The sequence below is a fragment of the Acidovorax sp. genome (assembly GCF_034519795.1).
Classification (GTDB): domain Bacteria; phylum Pseudomonadota; class Gammaproteobacteria; order Burkholderiales; family Burkholderiaceae_C; genus Acidovorax.
In genome coordinates this window covers 2501-20446 of sequence record NZ_JAXHOB010000024.1, presented here as the reverse complement: position 1 = coordinate 20446, position 17946 = coordinate 2501, and the positions used below count along the sequence as shown (strand labels likewise).

Below are 17946 nucleotides of genomic sequence, written 5' to 3'. Positions count from 1 at the left end.
GACGGTGGCTGCCGACGCCGGCTATCCGAATCCCTCCAGAAATCGAAGCCTTGCATTTCCGCGGGGTGAAAGCTGCCCCGGCGATCCTGTGGGCGATGATGCGCGCACCACACAGCCCGATGATCGACGACAAGCAATGCACAGGCATTTACTCAGCACCACCTGGTGGCTTCTTTTTGCAAGATTCCGATGGATGTGGTGGATGCTTGCCGTCGCATTCCTTCTTCCGGCTTTGCAGCTTTCCCTGCTGGAAATCCCGGAGAAAAGCGACCTGACAGAGGTGCGCGGCATCTACAAGATGCCTTTCATCCGCCCCAACGGCAAAGGGTATGCGACCACGGTTCAGGCCAGTGACGGTAATTTGAAAAAATGCCATTGCGCTGCGGGCAGCAGCGGGCTCAACTGCCTGAGCCAGGATCACTCCAAGAACCTCGCCCTGATGCGCTCGCTGAGGGAACAGCCTGTGACGGTACTCATGTCGGCAACAAAAATGCACGAGCGATTTCCACTCTGCTACGAGATTCGAACCGACCAGACCACCCTGGTTTCTTACGAACAGTCCAAAGCACGGTATTTGAAGGACAAGAACCGCGTCGGCGACTACCTGTTCCCCCTGGTGATGTTCCTCATTCTCATGGCGCTGTACGGCACCACCTTTGTCGGCAACCAGAGACGGTGACGCATGGCCCGGCAGGCACTGCTTTGCGCGTCAGCCTTTCAGCCCACGCCGCTCATGCCACTCGGCCAGTGACTCGTCCGGAAACGCCTGGTAGTGCCGGTGGCCCTTGCCCTTGGGCACGTCGACCCAGTTGGCGACGAACTCGAGCATGCCTTCGACCACCTCCGGCGGCTTGGGCAAGGGGGTGTCGATGGCAGAGGCGTGCGGATGGACCAGCTCGGGCCAGCGCGGATCCCACAGCCACAGTGCGCTGCCGCATTGCAGGCAGAACTTGCGCTCGGCCTTGGAGCGTTTGGCGCGCTGGCCCCCTTCGCGCATGACCGCATGGTAGGTGCCCAGGTGCCTGGCGCCCCGGACCTTGAGCGTGCGCGCATCGCCGCCCAGGTTGATGGCGTAGCCGCCCCCGCCCGCCGTCTTGCGGCAGATGGAGCAGTGGCAGTGCATGAACGGGACGGGGCTGTCGGCTTCGAGCGAAAAGCGGACGGCGCGGCAGTGGCAGGAGCCTTCGAGGTGCATGGGGGCGTCCAGAGCGTGGGGGAACCTGCAGGCTACACAGGCTGCTGCGCACCATCTGTAGGAACGCCACGCAAAAAACAAAAAAGCCCCGGGCACCTGCCCGGGGCTTGCGGTTCGCGGCCGGTGCCCGCTCAGCCCTCGTCGGGCGCGTCCAGGCCCAGCTCCTGGATCTTGCGGGTGATGGTGTTGCGGCCAATGCCCAGGCGCTGCGCGGCTTCCATGCGGCGGCCGTGGGTAGCGACGAGCGCGGTGCGGATCAGGCGCGACTCGAAGCGGCGCGTGAGGGCATCCCATACCTCGGGCTGGCCGCCGGACAAGAGCTTTTGCGCCTCGGCCTCCAGCGCCTGCTCCCAGCTCAGCACGGGGCTGGCCGACACGGCGGGGGCAGCCGTGTCGGCAGCCCAGGCAGCAGCCGGCGCGGCGGCCACGTACTGCGGCGCCGAGGGTGCGACGGCAGGCAGGCCCCCCACCATTTCGGGTGGGTGCGCAATGGCGGCCACGGGCATGGCAATCACGGGCTGTGGCGCCGCAGCGTGGCCGTCGGCCACGGCGGCACGCGCAGGCGCCTGGAACACCGGGGCTTCCAGCACCTCGGGCGGCAGGTCCTGCAGCGAGATCACCTGCGCGGGCGCCATCACGGTGAGCCAGTGGCAGATGTTTTCGAGCTGGCGCACGTTGCCCGGAAAGGCGAACTGCTCCAGCCGCACCAGGGCCGAGTCGGCAATGCGCTTGGGCTCCACGCCGAGCTGGCGCGCGCTCTGCTGCAGGAAGTGGCGCGTGAGCATGGGTACATCTTCATGGCGCTCGCGCAGCGCGGGCAGGCGCAGGCGGATCACGTTCAGGCGGTGGAACAAGTCCTCGCGGAAACCGCCTTCCTTGACGCGCCGCTCCAGGTCCTGGTGGGTGGCGGCGATCACGCGCACGTGGGCCTTCACGGCCGCGTGGCCGCCCACGCGGTAGAACTGCCCGTCCGACAGCACGCGCAAGAGGCGCGTCTGCAGGTCGAACGGCATGTCGCCGATTTCGTCGAGGAACAGCGTGCCGCCCTCGGCCTGCTCGAAGCGCCCGCGCCGCTGCGTCTGCGCACCCGTGAAGGCACCGCGCTCGTGGCCGAAGAGTTCGGATTCAAGCAGGTCCTTGGGGATGGCGGCGGTGTTGATGGCCACGAAGGGGCCGTCCGCACACGGCGAATGCTTGTGCAGCGCACGCGCCACCAGTTCCTTGCCCGAGCCCGACTCTCCGGTGATCAGCACCGTGACCTGGCTCTGGCTGAGCCGGCCGATGGCGCGGAACACGTCTTGCATGGCGGGTGCCTGGCCCAGCATCTCGGGGGTTTCGGCCTGGCGCTCTTCGGTCACTTCCTCGCGCTGGCTTTCCTCCACGGCGCGGCGGATCAGCTCCACCGCCTTGGGCAGGTCGAAGGGCTTGGGCAGGTACTCGAACGCGCCGCGCTGGAAGGCCGATACGGCGCTGTCCAGGTCGGAATACGCCGTCATGATGATGACGGGCAGGCCGGGCTGCAGTTCGCGTACTTTTTCGAGCAGTTGCAGGCCCGATCCCCCGGGCATGCGGATGTCGCTCACCAGGACCTGAGGGCCCTGGCGGGCGGGGTCGCCGGCGGTGATGTCGGCCAGCGCGTCGAGCACTTCGCGCGGATGGGTGAAGCTGCGCGTGGGCAGGTTCTCCCGGGCCAGCGCCTTTTCCAGGACGAAGCGGATCGAGGGGTCGTCATCTACTATCCAGATCGGCTTCATATCTTTTTCTTACCTTCCCTGTGGTTGCGTGTCAGGGACCTCAGGGCAAGGGGATCAGGATACGGAAGTCGGTGCGACCCGGCACGCTGTCGCATTCGATCAATCCGTGGTGCCGTTGTACGAAGGTTTGCGCCAACGTGAGTCCCAGCCCCGATCCGCCGTCCCGACCCGACACCAGAGGGTAGAAAATACGCTCTTTGATGGCATCGGGTACGCCCGGTCCGTTGTCGATGACATGCAATTCCAGTGCCAGCCGGTAGCGCTGGCGACCAAACGTTACTTGTCGGGCCACGCGGGTGCGCAGGGTGATCACCGCATCGCCTGCGGCAATGCGTTCGGCCAGGGCCTGGGCCGCGTTTTGAACCACGTTGAGCAGTGCCTGGATGAGCTGCGCCCGGTCGCCGCGGAACTCGGGGATGGAGGTGTCGTAGTCGCGCTGCACGCGCAGCCCGTGCGGGTATTCGACCAGCACCAGCGAGCGAACGCGCTCGCACACTTCGTGGATGTTGACGTCACCCACCAGGTGCGGGTGGCGGTGCGGGGCCAGCAGCCGGTCCACCAGGCTTTGCAGGCGGTCGGCCTCGTGGATGATGACCTGGGTGTACTCGGTGAGCTCGCGGCTCTCGAGCTCCATCTCCAGCAACTGCGCAGCGCCACGGATGCCGCCCAGCGGGTTCTTGATCTCGTGGGCCAGGTTGCGGATGAGCTCCTTGTTGGCCTGCGCCTGGTCGAGCAGGCGTTCTTCGCGGTCCTGGCGGGCCTGTTGCTCCAGCGGCCACAGCTCCACCAGGATCTCGCCGGCCTGCTCGGCCGCCGCCACGTTGACATGCACGGGCACGGGGTCCTGGTGCACGCGCTTCAGGCTGGCCTCGTAGCGCAGCGCGGCGAAGTCCTGCACGCGGGCACCGGCCAGCGCCGTCTGCAGCAGGGCCGGATCGGTGAAGAAGGTGGAGAAATCGCCCCCCTCCAGCGTGCGGCGCGACAGGCCCAGGGTGTTTTCCAGCGCGGCGTTGGCGAACTGCACGGCGCCGTCGGCGCGCAGCACCGCCACCAGCGTGGACATCAGGTCCAGCGAATGGAAGCGTTCTGTGCCGGATGGGGAGGTGTTGTCGGGTGGAGTGCTCACGCGCGGGGTCGGATCAATTTGCGGGGGCCACACGGCCCAGCTCGCGCTTGATGCCGGCGATATCGCTCTCGCTGCGCGAAACGCTGGCCTTGAGTTCGGCCGTGCGCTCCATGTAGCGCTGGGGGTTGCGCAGATCGAGGGCATTGCGCTCGGGCGCGCCGCCGTTGTATTCCTTGACCAGCTCGGCGTGGCGCGCCTCGGCCTTGCGCAGCTCGGACTCGAGGATGGCGCGCGCATCGGAGTCGCGGGCCTTCTGGTCGTTGCTGCTCACGCGCGGGGCGTTCGGCGGCGACGCAGACGGGGCGCTGCCAGCGGCGGGCGCGGCGGCGCCGCCCGCAGCTGCGGCAGGGCGTGCGCCCTGCACCACGGTGACGTTGCCGCCTTCGACCAGCTTGCAGCCACGCTCCTTGGCCTGGGTCGCGTTGTTCGTGTACTCGTTGCCACAGCGGTAGATGCGGTCCTGCGCCCAGCCAGCAACGGGGGCCAGGGCGGCAAGCAACAACAGGGTGGTGACAGTCTTCTTCATGGAAATTCCTCGCGCAGCAGCTTATGCAGGGGACAGCCGGTGAGTATCCCCCAATCATCCCGCATCGCCAATTGCGCAAATACAGCGGCAATGGGGTTTCAAGCCGCGCCTTGCGGCGGGCGGCGGGCCCGGGGCATGGCTGCAGGCACCGCCCCATCCCCTACTGAGGCGCCACAGCCTGCGTTGGTTCCGTGGCCGGTGTTGTGCCGACGCCATGAAAAAAGGCGGCTTGCGCCGCCTTTTGGGGGTAATCGCCGGATGGGGCGGATTACAGCGAGTAGTACATGTCGTACTCGACAGGGTGAGGAGCCATGCGGAAACGCGTCACTTCGGTCATCTTCAGGTCGATGTAGGCATCGAGCATGGAGTCGGTGAACACGCCACCCTTGGTCAGGAAGCTGCGGTCCTTGTCGAGGTATTCCAGGGCCTGGTCCAGGCTGTGGCACACGGTCGGCACCAGCTTGTCTTCCTCGGGTGGCAGATGGTACAGGTCCTTCGTGGCGGCTTCGCCGGGATGGATCTTGTTTTCCACACCGTCCAGACCGGCCATCATCAGGGCCGAGAAGGCCAGGTAAGGGTTGGCCGATGGATCGGGGAAGCGCGCTTCGATGCGGCGGCCCTTGGGGTTGGCAACGTAAGGAATGCGGATCGAGGCCGAGCGGTTGCGGGCCGAGTAGGCCAGCTTCACAGGGGCTTCGAAGCCGGGCACCAGGCGCTTGTACGAGTTCGTGCCGGGGTTGGTGATGGCGTTCAGGGCACGGGCGTGCTTGATGATGCCGCCGATGTAGTACAGCGCGAAGTCCGACAGGCCGGCGTAGCCGTCGCCTGCGAACAGGTTCTTGCCGTCCTTCCAGATGGACTGGTGCACGTGCATGCCCGAACCGTTGTCGCCAGCGTAGGGCTTGGGCATGAAGGTGGCGGTCTTGCCGTAGGCGTTGGCCACGTTCCAGACCACGTACTTCAGGACCTGCGTCCAGTCGGCGCGCTCGACCAGCGTGCTGAACTTGGTACCGATTTCGTTCTGGCCAGCGCCTGCCACTTCGTGGTGGAACACTTCGACCGGGATGCCCAGGGATTCGAGGATCAGGGACATTTCAGCGCGCATGTCCTGCGTGCTGTCGACGGGAGGCACGGGGAAGTAGCCGCCCTTGACGGTGGGACGGTGGCCGCGGTTGCCGCCTTCGAGCTTGGCGCCCGAATTCCAGGGGGCTTCGTACTCTTCGATCTCGAACATGACCTTGCCGGGTTCGTTGGACCAGCGCACGCCGTCGAAGATGAAGAATTCTGGCTCGGGGCCGAAGAAGGCCGTGTCGCCCAGGCCGGAAGCCTTGAGGTAGGCTTCAGCGCGCTTGGCGATGGAGCGTGGGTCGCGGTCGTAGGCCTTGCCGTCACCGGGTTCGATCACGTCGCACTGCAGGAACAGCGTGGTTTCTTCGAAGAACGGGTCGATGTTGGCGGTGTTGGGGTCGGGCATGAGCTGCATGTCCGAGGCTTCGATGCCCTTCCAGCCAGCCACCGACGAACCGTCAAATGCGTGGCCCGACGTGAACTTGTCTTCATCGAAGTGCGAAACCGGCACGGTCACGTGCTGTTCCTTGCCCCGGGTATCGGTAAAACGGAAGTCAACGAACTTGACCTCGTTTTCCTTCACGATCTTCATCACGTCTGCAACGGTCTTGGCCATCAGGTTCTCCTGGGTAAAAGCGCTTGTTGAAAAAAGAATTTGCCGAAATAAAAGCAGTTTGCGTGCCAGCGGGGTGCAATCACCGCACTATCGCGGAGCAGCGGCCCGGCCTGGGGTCTGGCGAGGACGGTTGGATGCACATAATTGGTGCATTGCATTAGCTCCCATTGCACATCACAGGTTGCGCACCATTTCGGGGCCAAGTTCTGCACCAAATTCGTGCAGTCCATTTTTGAGGTCCGTCCATGCCGCGGGAAGCGCCTGCGCAGGGCCTTTGACGCCCAGTTCAATGTGCCGCCCGTATTGTGGATGATCCACGCTGGGCAAACTGAACACCCGCACCCCGGCGTGCGATTTTTCTATCTGCTCCATGAGCGGGGTGAGCGACGCCTCCATGGCGCCGAAAACCACCACCGAGTGCTCGGTCTGGGGCGTGCGGTTGAAATGCTCGGCGTACAGGGTGTCCAGCACCCATTCGATCATGGGCCAGGCCATCACGGGAAAGCCCGGTACGAAGTGCACGGCGCCCCCTGCCCTGCCCGGGCTGTCGCAGGTGAAGCCGGGGATCTTGTTGTAGGGGTTGGGGATGGTGCGCGCCCCCACAGGAAACATGCCCATGTTCAGCCGGTGCAGGTTGTCGTGGCGGTCGGGCTCGTAGGGCAGGCCCTGCTCGCGCGCCACGTCCTGCATGCGCTCGCGGATCAGGCGCTCGGCCTCGGGGTGCAGGGCGAGCTCGGTGCCCAGGGCCCGGCCGGCGCATTGGCGGGTGTGGTCGTCCGGCGTGGCCCCGATGCCGCCGCAGGAAAAGACCACGTCGCCGGAGGCAAAGGCGCGCTGCAGCGTGGCCGTGATGCGCGCCGGGTCGTCCCCCACGTAGTCCGCATAGGACAGGGTCAGGCCGCGCGCGGCCAGCAGCTCGATGGCCCGGGGCATGTGCTTGTCGGCACGCTTGCCCGAGAGGATTTCGTCGCCGACGATGATGAGGCCGAAGGTGGGGATCATGGGGTGCGGGGATCGGTAGGGAGGGCGCCGGGGGTCGGCAGGCCGCCCACCGCAGGCGCGGGTGCGCTGGCGGGGGAAGGCGTGAGGTCTTCGATGGCCGGTGGGGGCGCCAGTGTGTCGAGCGGCAGTCGCGAGGGCGCGGGCATGGTGGCGCGGACATCGTCCTCGCGCAGCTCCTGCAGCGCCGCCAGGCAGAAATGCGTGAACCACAGCGACGAAAACGCGAACACCAGCATGTAGATCCAGATCGCCAGCGGCACCAGGATGGCAAACGCCGCCACGAACAGCACACCCGAGGCCCAGACGATGCTGGGCGCCGCCCCCAGGTAGCCGGTGATGATGCCGATGCCCAGCAGGCTGGCACGGTGGCGCTCGAACAGGCGCTTGCGCTCCTCCTTGCTGGCGTGTTCGGCCAGCGCGTCGAAGGCCATCACGCGGTAGGTGAGCCAGCCCCAGATCAGCGGCGGCAGCACCAGCACCAGCGGGGGCACCAGCCACAGCGGCACGGACACCACCAGCGCCACCAGCGCCATCACCGTGGAGCCTACGGACCAGGCCACGCTGGCGAAGAAGGAGCCGCCCTTCTTGCGCGCGAGCTCGGGAAAGCGCCGCTCGGCGACCAGGGTCACGAGCGCGGGGGTCATGAGCACCGCCACGAGCAGCAGCGAGACCACGACCAGCACCGGTGTGGCCGCCAGGATGACCATCATGGGGGCGAGCGCCGAGACCACGCTGCCCAGGCCCCAGCCTTCGAGCCAGCCCCAGAAATTCTTGAGCATGGGCGAGGCATCCAGAAGTGAGTGCATGCTCTGCACCGCCACGTCCCAGTAGAAGTAGCCCAGGCCGAATGCCAGCGCCGCCATCAGCAGCAATGGCAGCAGCGACAGGAGGATGACGCGGGGGCGCATGCAGTACGCCGCAGCGCGCCAGAAAGAGTCCAGCAGTAGTCCCATGCGCGTGAGCATACCGCGAGCCTCGCCGCTCTTGATGAAACCCTGCACCGCCCGGCAGTTGCGCGAGTTCCCTCTGTGCCCGTTACATCTAGTTGTCCATTGCGCTGCGCGCCACCCGCGACGCATGGAACTGGCGCGGCTAAGGCCAGTGCCCCCGCGCAAGGGCCGCCCCGCCGCGCTGGGGGCGTCCCCCTCCCGAGTCGCGCAGCGAGTCGAGAGAGGGGGAAGGCGCGAAGCGACTCAGGGGGTGTTTCACTTCAGGCCTGTTCGGGCTGGGCGCCCGGTGCTTTGCCGGCATCCAGCCCGCGCCGCGCATAGCGCTGCGCGAGCACGCCGCAGACCATGAGCTGCATCTGGTGGAACAGCATCAGCGGCAGCACGATGGCACCGGCCACGTTGGCGGCAAACAGCACGTTGGCCATGGGCACGCCGCTCACCAGGCTCTTCTTGGAGCCGCAGAAGACGATGGTGATCTCGTCCTCCTTCGAGAAACCCATGCGCCGCGCGCTCCAGGTGGTGAGGGTGAGCACCAGCGCCAGCAGCACCGCGCACACGGCCAGCAGGCCGGCCAGGGCCATGGGGGGCACCTGGGACCACAGGCCGTCGATGACGGCATGGCTGAAGGCGGCATACACCACCAGCAGGATGGAGCCCTGGTCCACCCCCTTCATGACGGACGCGCGCTGCTGCAAAAAGCCGCTGATCCAGGGGCGCAGCAGGTGGCCGATGGCAAACGGCAGCAGCAGTTGCACGCCGATGCGCCCCATGGCGGCCAGCGGGTCGCCCATGGCCGCGTTCTGCGACATGAGCAGGCCCACCAGCAGCGGCGTGAAGGCCACCCCCAGCAGCGTGGACGCCGAGGCGCTGCACACGGCCGCAGGGATGTTGCCGCGCGCCATGGAGACGAAGGCGATGGCCGACTGCACCGTGGCCGGCAGCGCGCACAGGTAGAGGATGCCGGTGTACAGGTCGCGCGTGACCAGCGGCTCCAGCACCGGGCGCAGCGCCCAGCCCAGCAGCGGGAACAGCATGAAGGTGCTGGCCACCACCACCAGGTGCAGGCGCCAGTGGCCGATGCCGGCCAGGATGGCCTCCCGCGAGAGCTTGGCCCCGTGCAGGAAGAACAGCAGGCTCACGGCCACGGTGGTGGCCACCTCCAGCGCCTTGGCGAAGCCGCCGGAGGCCGGCAACAGGCTGGCGGCGATGACCGTAGCGACGAGGTAGAGCGTGAAATTGTCGGGAAGCAGGCGGGAGCGGGCCATGGAAACAAGGGGGCGTGGAGCCCTGTGAGAAACGGTAGGCACCGATTGGACCGTGTTTGCCACCCCAAGAGAAATGGATTGATTTGATGAATTTATAATGAATCCTCATGAATCAAGGGTGTGCCATGGCCTATTTCCCCACGCGCGGCCCACGGCGTGCGGCGTCTGCTTTGTCGCACGGCTTGCCCATGGCCCGCCATGGGCTGCGCCGCGCTTCGCGCATCCATCCCCACGCCATGGCCCGCGCGAAGGGGAAATAGGCCATGGCACACCCTAGTTTGCGCCAACTGCGCGTCTTCCAGGCCGTGGCGCTGCACAGCAGCTTCACGCGCGCGGGCGACCAGATCGGCCTGACCCAGCCCGCCGTGAGCCGCTGCGTGACCGAGCTGGAGCAGCACCTGGGCATCAAGCTGCTGGACCGCACCACGCGCGAGGTGGTGCTGACCGAGGCGGGCCGCAGCCTGGCCGTGCGCCTGGCGCGCGTGCTGGAAGACCTGGACAGCGTGCTGCTCGATGTGCGTGGCCTGGCCACGCAGCGCCAGGGCCGGGTGCGCGTGGCCAGCAGCCCCACCCTGTCAGCCAACCTGCTGCCCGAATGCATTGCGCGCTGCCGGCAGGAGCACCCGGGGCTGGAACTGCTGCTGCTGGACCGCATGCAGCACGATGCACTGGCCAGCGTGCTCTCGGGCGAGGTGGATTTCGGCGTGGTGATCGAGCCGGAGCCAGGGCGCAGCGATGAGCTGCACGCCGAGCCCATCCTGTCCGAGCCCTTTTGCCTAGTCTGCCCACCCACGCACCGGCTGGCGCGCCAGCGCAGCGTGCGCTGGGCCGCCCTGGCCGGTGAGCCGCTGGTGCTGCTCGACCATGCCTCGGGCAGCCGCCGGCTGATCGACGAAGCGCTGCGCCAGCACGGCGTGCAGGCGCCCGTGGCCCAGGAAGTCGGCCATGTGACCACCATCTTCCGCATGCTGGACGCGGGCCTGGGCATCTCGGTGGTGCCCACGCTGGCCCTGCCACCTGCGGGGCTTCAGGGCCTGGAGGTGCGACCACTCACACCCCGCGTGGAGCGGGCCATCGTGCTGGTGCGGCGGGCCAACCGCGCCCTGGCGCCCGTGGCCGAAGTGGCCTGGGGGCTGGTGCGCGACGTGGCGGCCGGGCGGGGTTAAGCCTTGCCCACCAGCCGCAGCACCCCGCGCCATTGCTGCGACCAGAAGCCACGGCCATAGTCGCGCGTGCGGCCGTCGGGCCCGGGCTCGACCTGGTCGCGCACGCCCGTGGGGTCGTAGCGCTGCTCGAAGTTGGCGGTGTGCATCAGCATGTCCCACCAGGGCAGCAGCACGCCGAAGTTGTGGCCGCCCAGCACCACGCGTGGCGCCTTCTCTCCCGCAGCCGCCGGCTTGATGGTTTCGTGCCCGATGCCGATGCTGTGATGCAGCCGGTGAAAGCGGGGGCTCACCCACAGACGCTCACCCAGGCGGCCGAACCACAGGCGCACATTGGCATGCTGGAAGCTTTCGCTCAGCTGCGTGATGGCCACGATGGCCACGAACTGCCCCGGCGCCACGCCGATGAGCTGGGCCACCACCATCAGGAGGGTGTCGCGCAGAATGTCGTCGAGCAGGTGGTTGCGGTTGTCGCTCCACATCGTCATCTGCTGCTGCGCGTGGTGCAGGGAATGCAGTTTCCACCACCATTCGAAATGGTGCTGGCCACGGTGGATCCAGTAGTCCACGAAGTCGAACACCACCAGGTACATGAGCAGGCTGACCCAGGCCACATCGGTCACGCCGGGCCAGATACCGTCGAGGTGGAAGGTGCTGATGCCCGACATGCGCGCCGCGCCGAACAGCGCGTCCATCAGCGGGTCGATGGCAAAGAACAGGCCCACACGGAACAGGCCCAGCCGGTGCAGCAGGGTGTAGAGGATATCGGTGCGGATGGTGGCGCGGTTGGTCACCGGCTCCACCGGGCGCCAGCGCTGGATGGGACCAATGATGGCGATGATCACTGCCAGCTGCAGCAGGCCGACCAACAGCCAGCCGGTGGCGTCATAGCCGTCCTCCAGCAGATTGCCCAGGCCGCCCGCGAACATCAGCGGCTGCACCACGGTCTCGAACAGCCATTGCTGCGCACCGTCGAATACCGAGCTCAACCACTCCATACCGCTCCCTGCTCCTGTTGCTGTCGACTGATAGGCGGTTGCCGCCCGGCATCACCGCACGGTCTTTGTAGCGTAGTCCGGATGCTCGCGCAGTGTCCGAAAGCAGAAACCCCGCTCTTTCAGGCCCACGATCAGCGGCTCCAGCACTGCGGGCGCCCAGGGGTCCGTGCGCGACCAGATCCCGAGGTGCGCCAGCAGGATGTCGCCCGCACGGATGTCGCGCAGCGCCTTGCGCAGCAGCGCATCGTTGCTGGCCTGCGCGGTGGACAGCTCGTCGCCCAGAAAGCCCGCAGGCGACCAGCCCACGTGGGTGTAGCCACAGGCCTTGGCGGCAGCCAGCAGTTGGGGCGAGGTCTTGCCACCCGGTGCGCGAAACAAAGGCATGGGCTTTTGCCCGGTGATGGCCTGCAGCCGGTCGGCGGCCTTGGTGATCTCGGCGCAGTATTCGGCCGCCGTCATCGTGAAATCCTGCCCTGCGCGCGGGCCGGCCGAAGGGCGCACCTTGAAGGAGGGCTTGGAGGCGGTGCCCAGGTCGGCGCGCCAGTAGGTGTGGTCCCAGGTGTGGGAGGCAAAGGCATGGCCTTCGGCCACACGGGCGCGCCACCAGGGGGCCCAGTGCTCGCCCAGGCTGCCATCGCCCTCCTTGGTGCGCTCCTGCGCCGCGAAAAACGTCACCTGCACCTGTTGGCGCTTGAGCACCTCGGCCATGAGCGGGGCCACCTCCATGTGGCCCGTGTCCAGGGTCAGGTAGACGGGTTTCGTGCAATTGCCGGCCTGGCCGGTGACGCTGCCTTGCGCCATCGCGGCAGGCAGGCTGGCGAACAGGGCCAGCGGCAGCACCGCCTTCAGGAACCAGCGTGGCGAGGACGGGGGTCGCATGCCGCAATTACCGGGGGGCGTGCTGCAGCGTCCAGACACCGTGCGGGGACTTGCCCACGGGCACCTGGCGCACGACCTTCTTCGCCTCGGTGTCGACCACGGAGAGCTTGCGCGCCCAGCGCGAACTGACGTAGATGAATCGGCCATCGGCCGAGACCTCCATGCAATCGGGACCGCCGGGCACGGGGTAGCTGTCCACCACGGCCATGGAGGCCATGTCGATCTTGCTGATCGAGTTGGCCACGCGGTTGCTCACGTACAGGTGCTTGCCGTCGCCGGTGGCGCGGAAGGCATGCGCCCCATTGCCGGTCTTGATCTTCCGGATGCTGCGCGGCTCGCGGCCCGAGACGTCGAACACCTCGACACTGTCGCTGCCCGTCAGGCCGACGAACACATGCTTGTCGTCGCGGCTGCCGTACACGTCGGCTGGCATGGGCCCGGTCTTGAGGCGCCACTTCACCACCTGGGTGGCGATGTCGATGGCCACCAGCTCGTCGCTGTCCTGCATGGACACATAGACTGTGGTGCTGCGGCTGTCGATCCACATGTGGCTCGGCGTGCGCGCGGTGTTCACGCGCGTCACCAGGGTGGGCTCCTTGCCGTCCCAGCGGTAGAAGTCCACATGGTTGAGCCGGTTGGCGGCCGTGATCAGCCACTTCATGTCGGGCGTGAAGCGCAGGTGGTAGGGATCGACGATGCCACGCACCGTGCGCTGCACCTGGGCCGTGCGCGGGTCCAGGAAGGTCAGCGTGTCACCGAGCGCATTGGCCACGATGAGCGAGCGCTCGTCGGGCGTGAGGTACAGGTGGTGCGGCTCCTTGCCGGTGGGGATGCGCGCGGTCTCCGTCCAGGTCAGCGGGTCGATCACACTGACGTTGGCCTCCAGCGAGTTCAGCACAAAAATCGGTGGCGCAGGCACCGCTGCAGGCGCGGCCATCACGCTGGCGCCCCACAGCAAGGCCAAGCCAGCCAGGGCGGCGCACGCGCGCACGGGAGAGAAAATCTTCACGGACAACCAAGCACTTTCAGGACAGTCTGCAAGTGTAGCGCCGGCAGTCCCGACACCTGCGGTGCAATGCGTAACATCTGCACAGGAAGACCGATGGGGTCAGGAAGGCAGCGCCTGGATGGTGCTGCCAGAGGGTTGACTCAGGCGGGCGCCAGGGTCAGCAACTTGAGGTCGTCCGCGCCGAGCCATCTCCATTGACCGGGCGCCAGATCCGCCGGCAACGGCATGCTGCCGATCTGCGAGCGGTGCAGGCCTTCCACACGGTTGCCCACGGCGGCCAGCATGCGCTTGACCTGGTGGTACTTGCCTTCGGTCAGGGTCAGGTCCAGACGGTGCGTGTCCACCAGCGCACAGGCTGCGGCACGCACTGGCTTGGGATCGTCGTCGAGCACCACGCCGGCGAGCAGCTTGTTCACCTGGGCTTCGTCCACAGGGTGCTTGGTGGTGACCTGGTAGACCTTGGGCACATGCTTCTTGGGCGAGCTCATGCGGTGGATGAACTGGCCGTCATCGCTGAGCAGCAGCATGCCGGTGGTGTCCTGGTCCAGCCGACCCACGGCCTGGATGCCCTGCACCGCCGTCTTGCTCGGCCGCTGGCGCAGCGGCGCGGGCAACAGCGTGTAGATGCTCGGGTAGGTCGAGGGCTTTTGCGAGCACTCGGTGCCCGCGGGCTTGTGCAGCAGCACATAGGCCTTCTCGTAGTACGGCCAGTCCACGCCCTGCACGCGCAGCTGCAGGCCCTCGGGGTCGAAATCGGCTGCGGCCTCGGTGCAGGGCAGGTACTCACCCTGCACGCCGGTGGTGCTCACTGCCACCCAACCCTGCTGCACCAATCCGGCGCACACGCGCCGGGTTCCAAATCCCTGGGAATACAGAATGTCTTGCAGCTGCATGGCGGTGGCAATCAGGTGAATGAAGGTGGGGAGATCCGGATGGGGTAAAACTGGCCTCTGCCTGGCAGCGGCTGCTTTTCGCCTCCCCAAACGCAAAACCCCCCAGTCCTTTGGGGACTGAGGGGGATTGGGGCTGTAAGAGCCTGACGATGACCTACTTTCACACGGGAACCCGCACTATCATCGGCGCAAAGTCGTTTCACTGTCCTGTTCGGGATGGGAAGGAGTGGTACCAACTTGCTATGGTCATCAGGCATAACTGGGTGTTGTCTTGGTGTTTAGGTCAAGACAACGAATTCATAGAGTATGGAATCAGATTAGATTTTTGTATTTTTGACTGCGTCAACTTGGCATAACAATCATTGAAGCACATTACGCGCTATCAAAGTTATAGGGTCAAGCCGCACGAGCAATTAGTATCAGTTAGCTTAACGCATTACTGCGCTTCCACACCTGACCTATCAACGTCCTGGTCTTGAACGACTCTTCAGGGGGCTCAAGGCCCCGGCAGATCTCATCTTGAAACGAGTTTCCCGCTTAGATGCTTTCAGCGGTTATCTCTTCCACACTTAGCTACTCGGCAATGCCACTGGCGTGACAACCGATACACCAGAGGTGTGTCCACTCCGGTCCTCTCGTACTAGGAGCAGGCTTCCTCAAATCTGCAGCGCCCACGGAAGATAGGGACCAAACTGTCTCACGACGTTTTAAACCCAGCTCACGTACCTCTTTAAATGGCGAACAGCCATACCCTTGGGACCGGCTACAGCCCCAGGATGAGATGAGCCGACATCGAGGTGCCAAACACCGCCGTCGATATGAACTCTTGGGCGGTATCAGCCTGTTATCCCCAGAGTACCTTTTATCCGTTGAGCGATGGCCCTTCCATACAGAACCACCGGATCACTATGTCCTGCTTTCGCATCTGCTCGACTTGTCAGTCTCGCAGTTAAGCACGCTTATGCCATTGCACTATCGTCACGATGTCCGACCGTAACTAGCGTACCTTCGAACTCCTCCGTTACGCTTTGGGAGGAGACCGCCCCAGTCAAACTGCCTACCATGCACTGTCCCCGATCCAGATAATGGACCTAGGTTAGAACCTCAAACACACCAGGGTGGTATTTCAACGTTGGCTCCATGACATCTAGCGACATCACTTCAAAGCCTCCCACCTATCCTACACAGATCTGTTCAAAGTCCAATACAAAGCTACAGTAAAGGTTCATGGGGTCTTTCCGTCTTTCCGCGGGGAGATTGCATCATCACAAACATTTCAACTTCGCTGAGTCTCAGGAGGAGACAGTGTGGCCATCGTTACGCCATTCGTGCAGGTCGGAACTTACCCGACAAGGAATTTCGCTACCTTAGGACCGTTATAGTTACGGCCGCCGTTTACTGGGACTTCAATCAAGAGCTTGCACCCCATCATTTAATCTTCCAGCACCGGGCAGGCGTCACACCCTATACGTCCACTTTCGTGTTTGCAGAGTGCTGTGTTTTTATTAAACAGTCGCAGCCACCGATTTTTTGCAACCCCGTTGGGCTCCCTCTGTTCGAGTTCACCTACTTGGGGCATACCTTCTCCCGAAGTTACGGTATCAATTTGCCGAGTTCCTTCTCCTGAGTTCTCTCAAGCGCCTTAGAATACTCATCTCGCGCACCAGTGTCGGTTTGCGGTACGGTCGTCAATAGCTGAAGCTTAGTGGCTTTTCCTGGAAGCAGGGTATCACTCACTTCGTCTGCAAGCAGACTCGTTATCACCCCTCATCTAAGCCCGGCGGATTTGCCTACCAGGCACGACTACAGGCTTGAACCAACATATCCAACAGTTGGCTGAGCTAACCTTCTCCGTCCCCACATCGCACTATTGATCGGTACAGGAATATTGACCTGTTTCCCATCAGCTACGCATCTCTGCCTCGCCTTAGGGGCCGACTCACTCTACGCCGATGAACGTTGCGTAGAAAACCTTGCGCTTACGGCGAGGGGGCTTTTCACCCCCTTTAACGCTACTCATGTCAGCATTCGCACTTCTGATACCTCCAGCATCCGTTACCAGACACCTTCACAGGCCTACAGAACGCTCTCCTACCACGTGCAATAAATTGCACATCCGCAGCTTCGGTAACTGGCTTAGCCCCGTTACATCTTCCGCGCAGGACGACTCGATCAGTGAGCTATTACGCTTTCTTTAAATGATGGCTGCTTCTAAGCCAACATCCTGACTGTTTTAGCCTTCCCACTTCGTTTCCCACTTAGCCAATTTTAGGGACCTTAGCTGGCGGTCTGGGTTGTTTCCCTCTTGAGTCCGGACGTTAGCACCCGGTGCTCTGTCTCCCAAGCTGTACTCGTCGGTATTCGGAGTTTGCATAGGTTTGGTAAGTCGCCATGACCCCCTAGCCTAAACAGTGCTCTACCCCCGACGGTAATACTTGAGGCACTACCTAAATAGTTTTCGGAGAGAACCAGCTATTTCCAAGTTTGTTTAGCCTTTCACCCCTATCCACAGCTCATCCGCTAGTTTTGCAACACTAGTCGGTTCGGACCTCCAGTACCTGTTACGGCACCTTCATCCTGGCCATGGATAGATCACTTGGTTTCGGGTCTACACCCAGCGACTGATTCGCCCTATTCGGACTCGATTTCTCTACGGCTTCCCTATTCGGTTAACCTTGCCACTGAATGTAAGTCGCTGACCCATTATACAAAAGGTACGCAGTCACCCTTGCGGGCTCCTACTTTTTGTAAGCATGCGGTTTCAGGATCTATTTCACTCCCCTCCCGGGGTTCTTTTCGCCTTTCCCTCACGGTACTGGTTCACTATCGGTCGATTACGAGTATTTAGCCTTGGAGGATGGTCCCCCCATATTCAGACAGGATTTCTCGTGTCCCGCCCTACTTTTCTCCAGCTTAGTACCACACGTCTGTTTTCGCATACGGGGCTATCACCCACTATGGCCGGACTTTCCATTCCGCTTTGCTAACAGTCGTGCTATCACTAGAAGGCTCTTCCGATTTCGCTCGCCACTACTTTCGGAATCTCGGTTGATGTCTTTTCCTCGAGCTACTGAGATGTTTCAGTTCACCCGGTTCGCCTCGCATGACTATGTATTCATCATGCGATACCTCTTGCGAGGTGGGTTTCCCCATTCAGAAATCTCCGGATCAAAGCTTATTTGCCAGCTCCCCGAAGCTTATCGCAGGCTATCACGTCTTTCGTCGCCTGTAATCGCCAAGGCATCCACCACATGCTCTTAGTCACTTGACCCTATAACTTTGACATCTCTTTCAAGATATCGCCGTAATCTTCAAGGACTTGCCAGGTCTTTCACCTGACGCGTTATGCCGTAAACAACTTCAACCCTTTCAGGTTGTCATCGTATTACTTAAGAATTTCAAACTAGGTTTGAATATTCGTTTTGACGCAATCAAAAATTCTTGTTGCTAGCGGCACGGTCTGCACTAAACCTTTACGAATGTGCAGTTTCCGCTGGCAACT

The 17946-nt window shown here is 63.7% G+C and carries 14 protein-coding genes and 2 rRNA genes; 2 read left to right on the top strand and 14 right to left on the bottom strand.

Annotated features, from left to right (window positions below):
* Positions 1 to 4: 4 nt before the first annotated feature.
* The gene (locus tag U5N23_RS26445; protein WP_322595687.1) at positions 5 to 679 is read left to right on the top strand and encodes a hypothetical protein; all 675 of its coding nucleotides are present in this window, start codon (positions 5 to 7) and stop codon (positions 677 to 679) included.
* Positions 680 to 709: 30 nt separating this feature from the next.
* Here U5N23_RS26445 and U5N23_RS26440 read toward each other — a convergent pair whose 3' ends face one another.
* From U5N23_RS26440 to U5N23_RS26405, 8 genes are all read right to left on the bottom strand, one after another.
* On the bottom strand, positions 710 to 1195 hold the full coding sequence (locus U5N23_RS26440; protein WP_322595686.1) for a GFA family protein: 486 nt from the start codon (positions 1193 to 1195) through the stop codon (positions 710 to 712).
* Positions 1196 to 1326: 131 nt separating this feature from the next.
* Positions 1327 to 2949 (bottom strand): nitrogen regulation protein NR(I), encoded by a 1623-nt coding sequence (ntrC, locus tag U5N23_RS26435; RefSeq protein WP_322595685.1) that lies wholly within the window; start codon positions 2947 to 2949, stop codon positions 1327 to 1329.
* 40 nt (positions 2950 to 2989) lie between these two features.
* Entirely contained in the window at positions 2990 to 4012 is a 1023-nt protein-coding gene (glnL, locus tag U5N23_RS26430; RefSeq protein ID WP_322595799.1) for a nitrogen regulation protein NR(II), read from the bottom strand.
* A 76-nt stretch (positions 4013 to 4088) separates the two neighbouring features.
* Positions 4089 to 4601 carry a hypothetical protein gene (locus tag U5N23_RS26425; protein WP_322595684.1) on the bottom strand — a complete coding sequence of 171 codons (513 nt, stop codon included), beginning with the start codon at positions 4599 to 4601 and terminating at the stop codon, positions 4089 to 4091.
* Between the two features lie 268 nt (positions 4602 to 4869).
* On the bottom strand, positions 4870 to 6285 hold the full coding sequence (gene glnA / locus U5N23_RS26420; protein WP_322595683.1) for a type I glutamate--ammonia ligase: 1416 nt from the start codon (positions 6283 to 6285) through the stop codon (positions 4870 to 4872).
* A gap of 174 nt (positions 6286 to 6459) precedes the next feature.
* On the bottom strand, positions 6460 to 7287 hold the full coding sequence (locus tag U5N23_RS26415; RefSeq protein ID WP_322595682.1) for a competence/damage-inducible protein A: 828 nt from the start codon (positions 7285 to 7287) through the stop codon (positions 6460 to 6462).
* A complete protein-coding gene (locus U5N23_RS26410; protein WP_322595681.1) occupies positions 7284 to 8252 on the bottom strand; it encodes an EI24 domain-containing protein in 969 nt (322 codons plus the stop codon). The genes U5N23_RS26415 and U5N23_RS26410 overlap by 4 nt, the downstream gene beginning before the upstream one ends.
* A 245-nt stretch (positions 8253 to 8497) precedes the next feature.
* Positions 8498 to 9502, bottom strand: a complete 1005-nt coding sequence (locus tag U5N23_RS26405; RefSeq protein WP_322595680.1) for a bile acid:sodium symporter family protein — start codon at positions 9500 to 9502, stop codon at positions 8498 to 8500.
* 263 nt (positions 9503 to 9765) lie between these two features.
* On the opposite strand from U5N23_RS26405, the gene U5N23_RS26400 reads away from it, so the two are divergent.
* Complete coding sequence (locus tag U5N23_RS26400) at positions 9766 to 10668, top strand: LysR family transcriptional regulator (protein ID WP_322595679.1); 903 nt, start codon at positions 9766 to 9768, stop codon at positions 10666 to 10668.
* Here the strand turns inward: U5N23_RS26400 and U5N23_RS26395 are convergent.
* From U5N23_RS26395 to U5N23_RS26370, 6 genes are all read right to left on the bottom strand, one after another.
* Positions 10665 to 11663 carry a sterol desaturase family protein gene (locus U5N23_RS26395; protein WP_322595678.1) on the bottom strand — a complete coding sequence of 333 codons (999 nt, stop codon included), beginning with the start codon at positions 11661 to 11663 and terminating at the stop codon, positions 10665 to 10667. The two genes, U5N23_RS26400 and U5N23_RS26395, sit on opposite strands and share 4 nt — an antisense overlap.
* A 51-nt stretch (positions 11664 to 11714) precedes the next feature.
* Positions 11715 to 12464: a polysaccharide deacetylase family protein gene (locus tag U5N23_RS26390; protein WP_322595798.1), complete on the bottom strand. Its 750-nt coding sequence runs from the start codon at positions 12462 to 12464 to the stop codon at positions 11715 to 11717.
* A gap of 85 nt (positions 12465 to 12549) precedes the next feature.
* Positions 12550 to 13551: a YncE family protein gene (locus tag U5N23_RS26385; protein WP_322595677.1), complete on the bottom strand. Its 1002-nt coding sequence runs from the start codon at positions 13549 to 13551 to the stop codon at positions 12550 to 12552.
* 140 nt (positions 13552 to 13691) lie between these two features.
* Positions 13692 to 14444, bottom strand: coding sequence for a 16S rRNA pseudouridine(516) synthase (locus U5N23_RS26380; RefSeq protein ID WP_322595676.1), 753 nt, complete (start codon positions 14442 to 14444; stop codon positions 13692 to 13694).
* 141 nt (positions 14445 to 14585) lie between these two features.
* Positions 14586 to 14698 (bottom strand): 5S ribosomal RNA (rrf, locus tag U5N23_RS26375).
* A gap of 138 nt (positions 14699 to 14836) precedes the next feature.
* Positions 14837 to 17715 (bottom strand): 23S ribosomal RNA (locus U5N23_RS26370).
* Positions 17716 to 17946 lie beyond the last annotated feature (231 nt).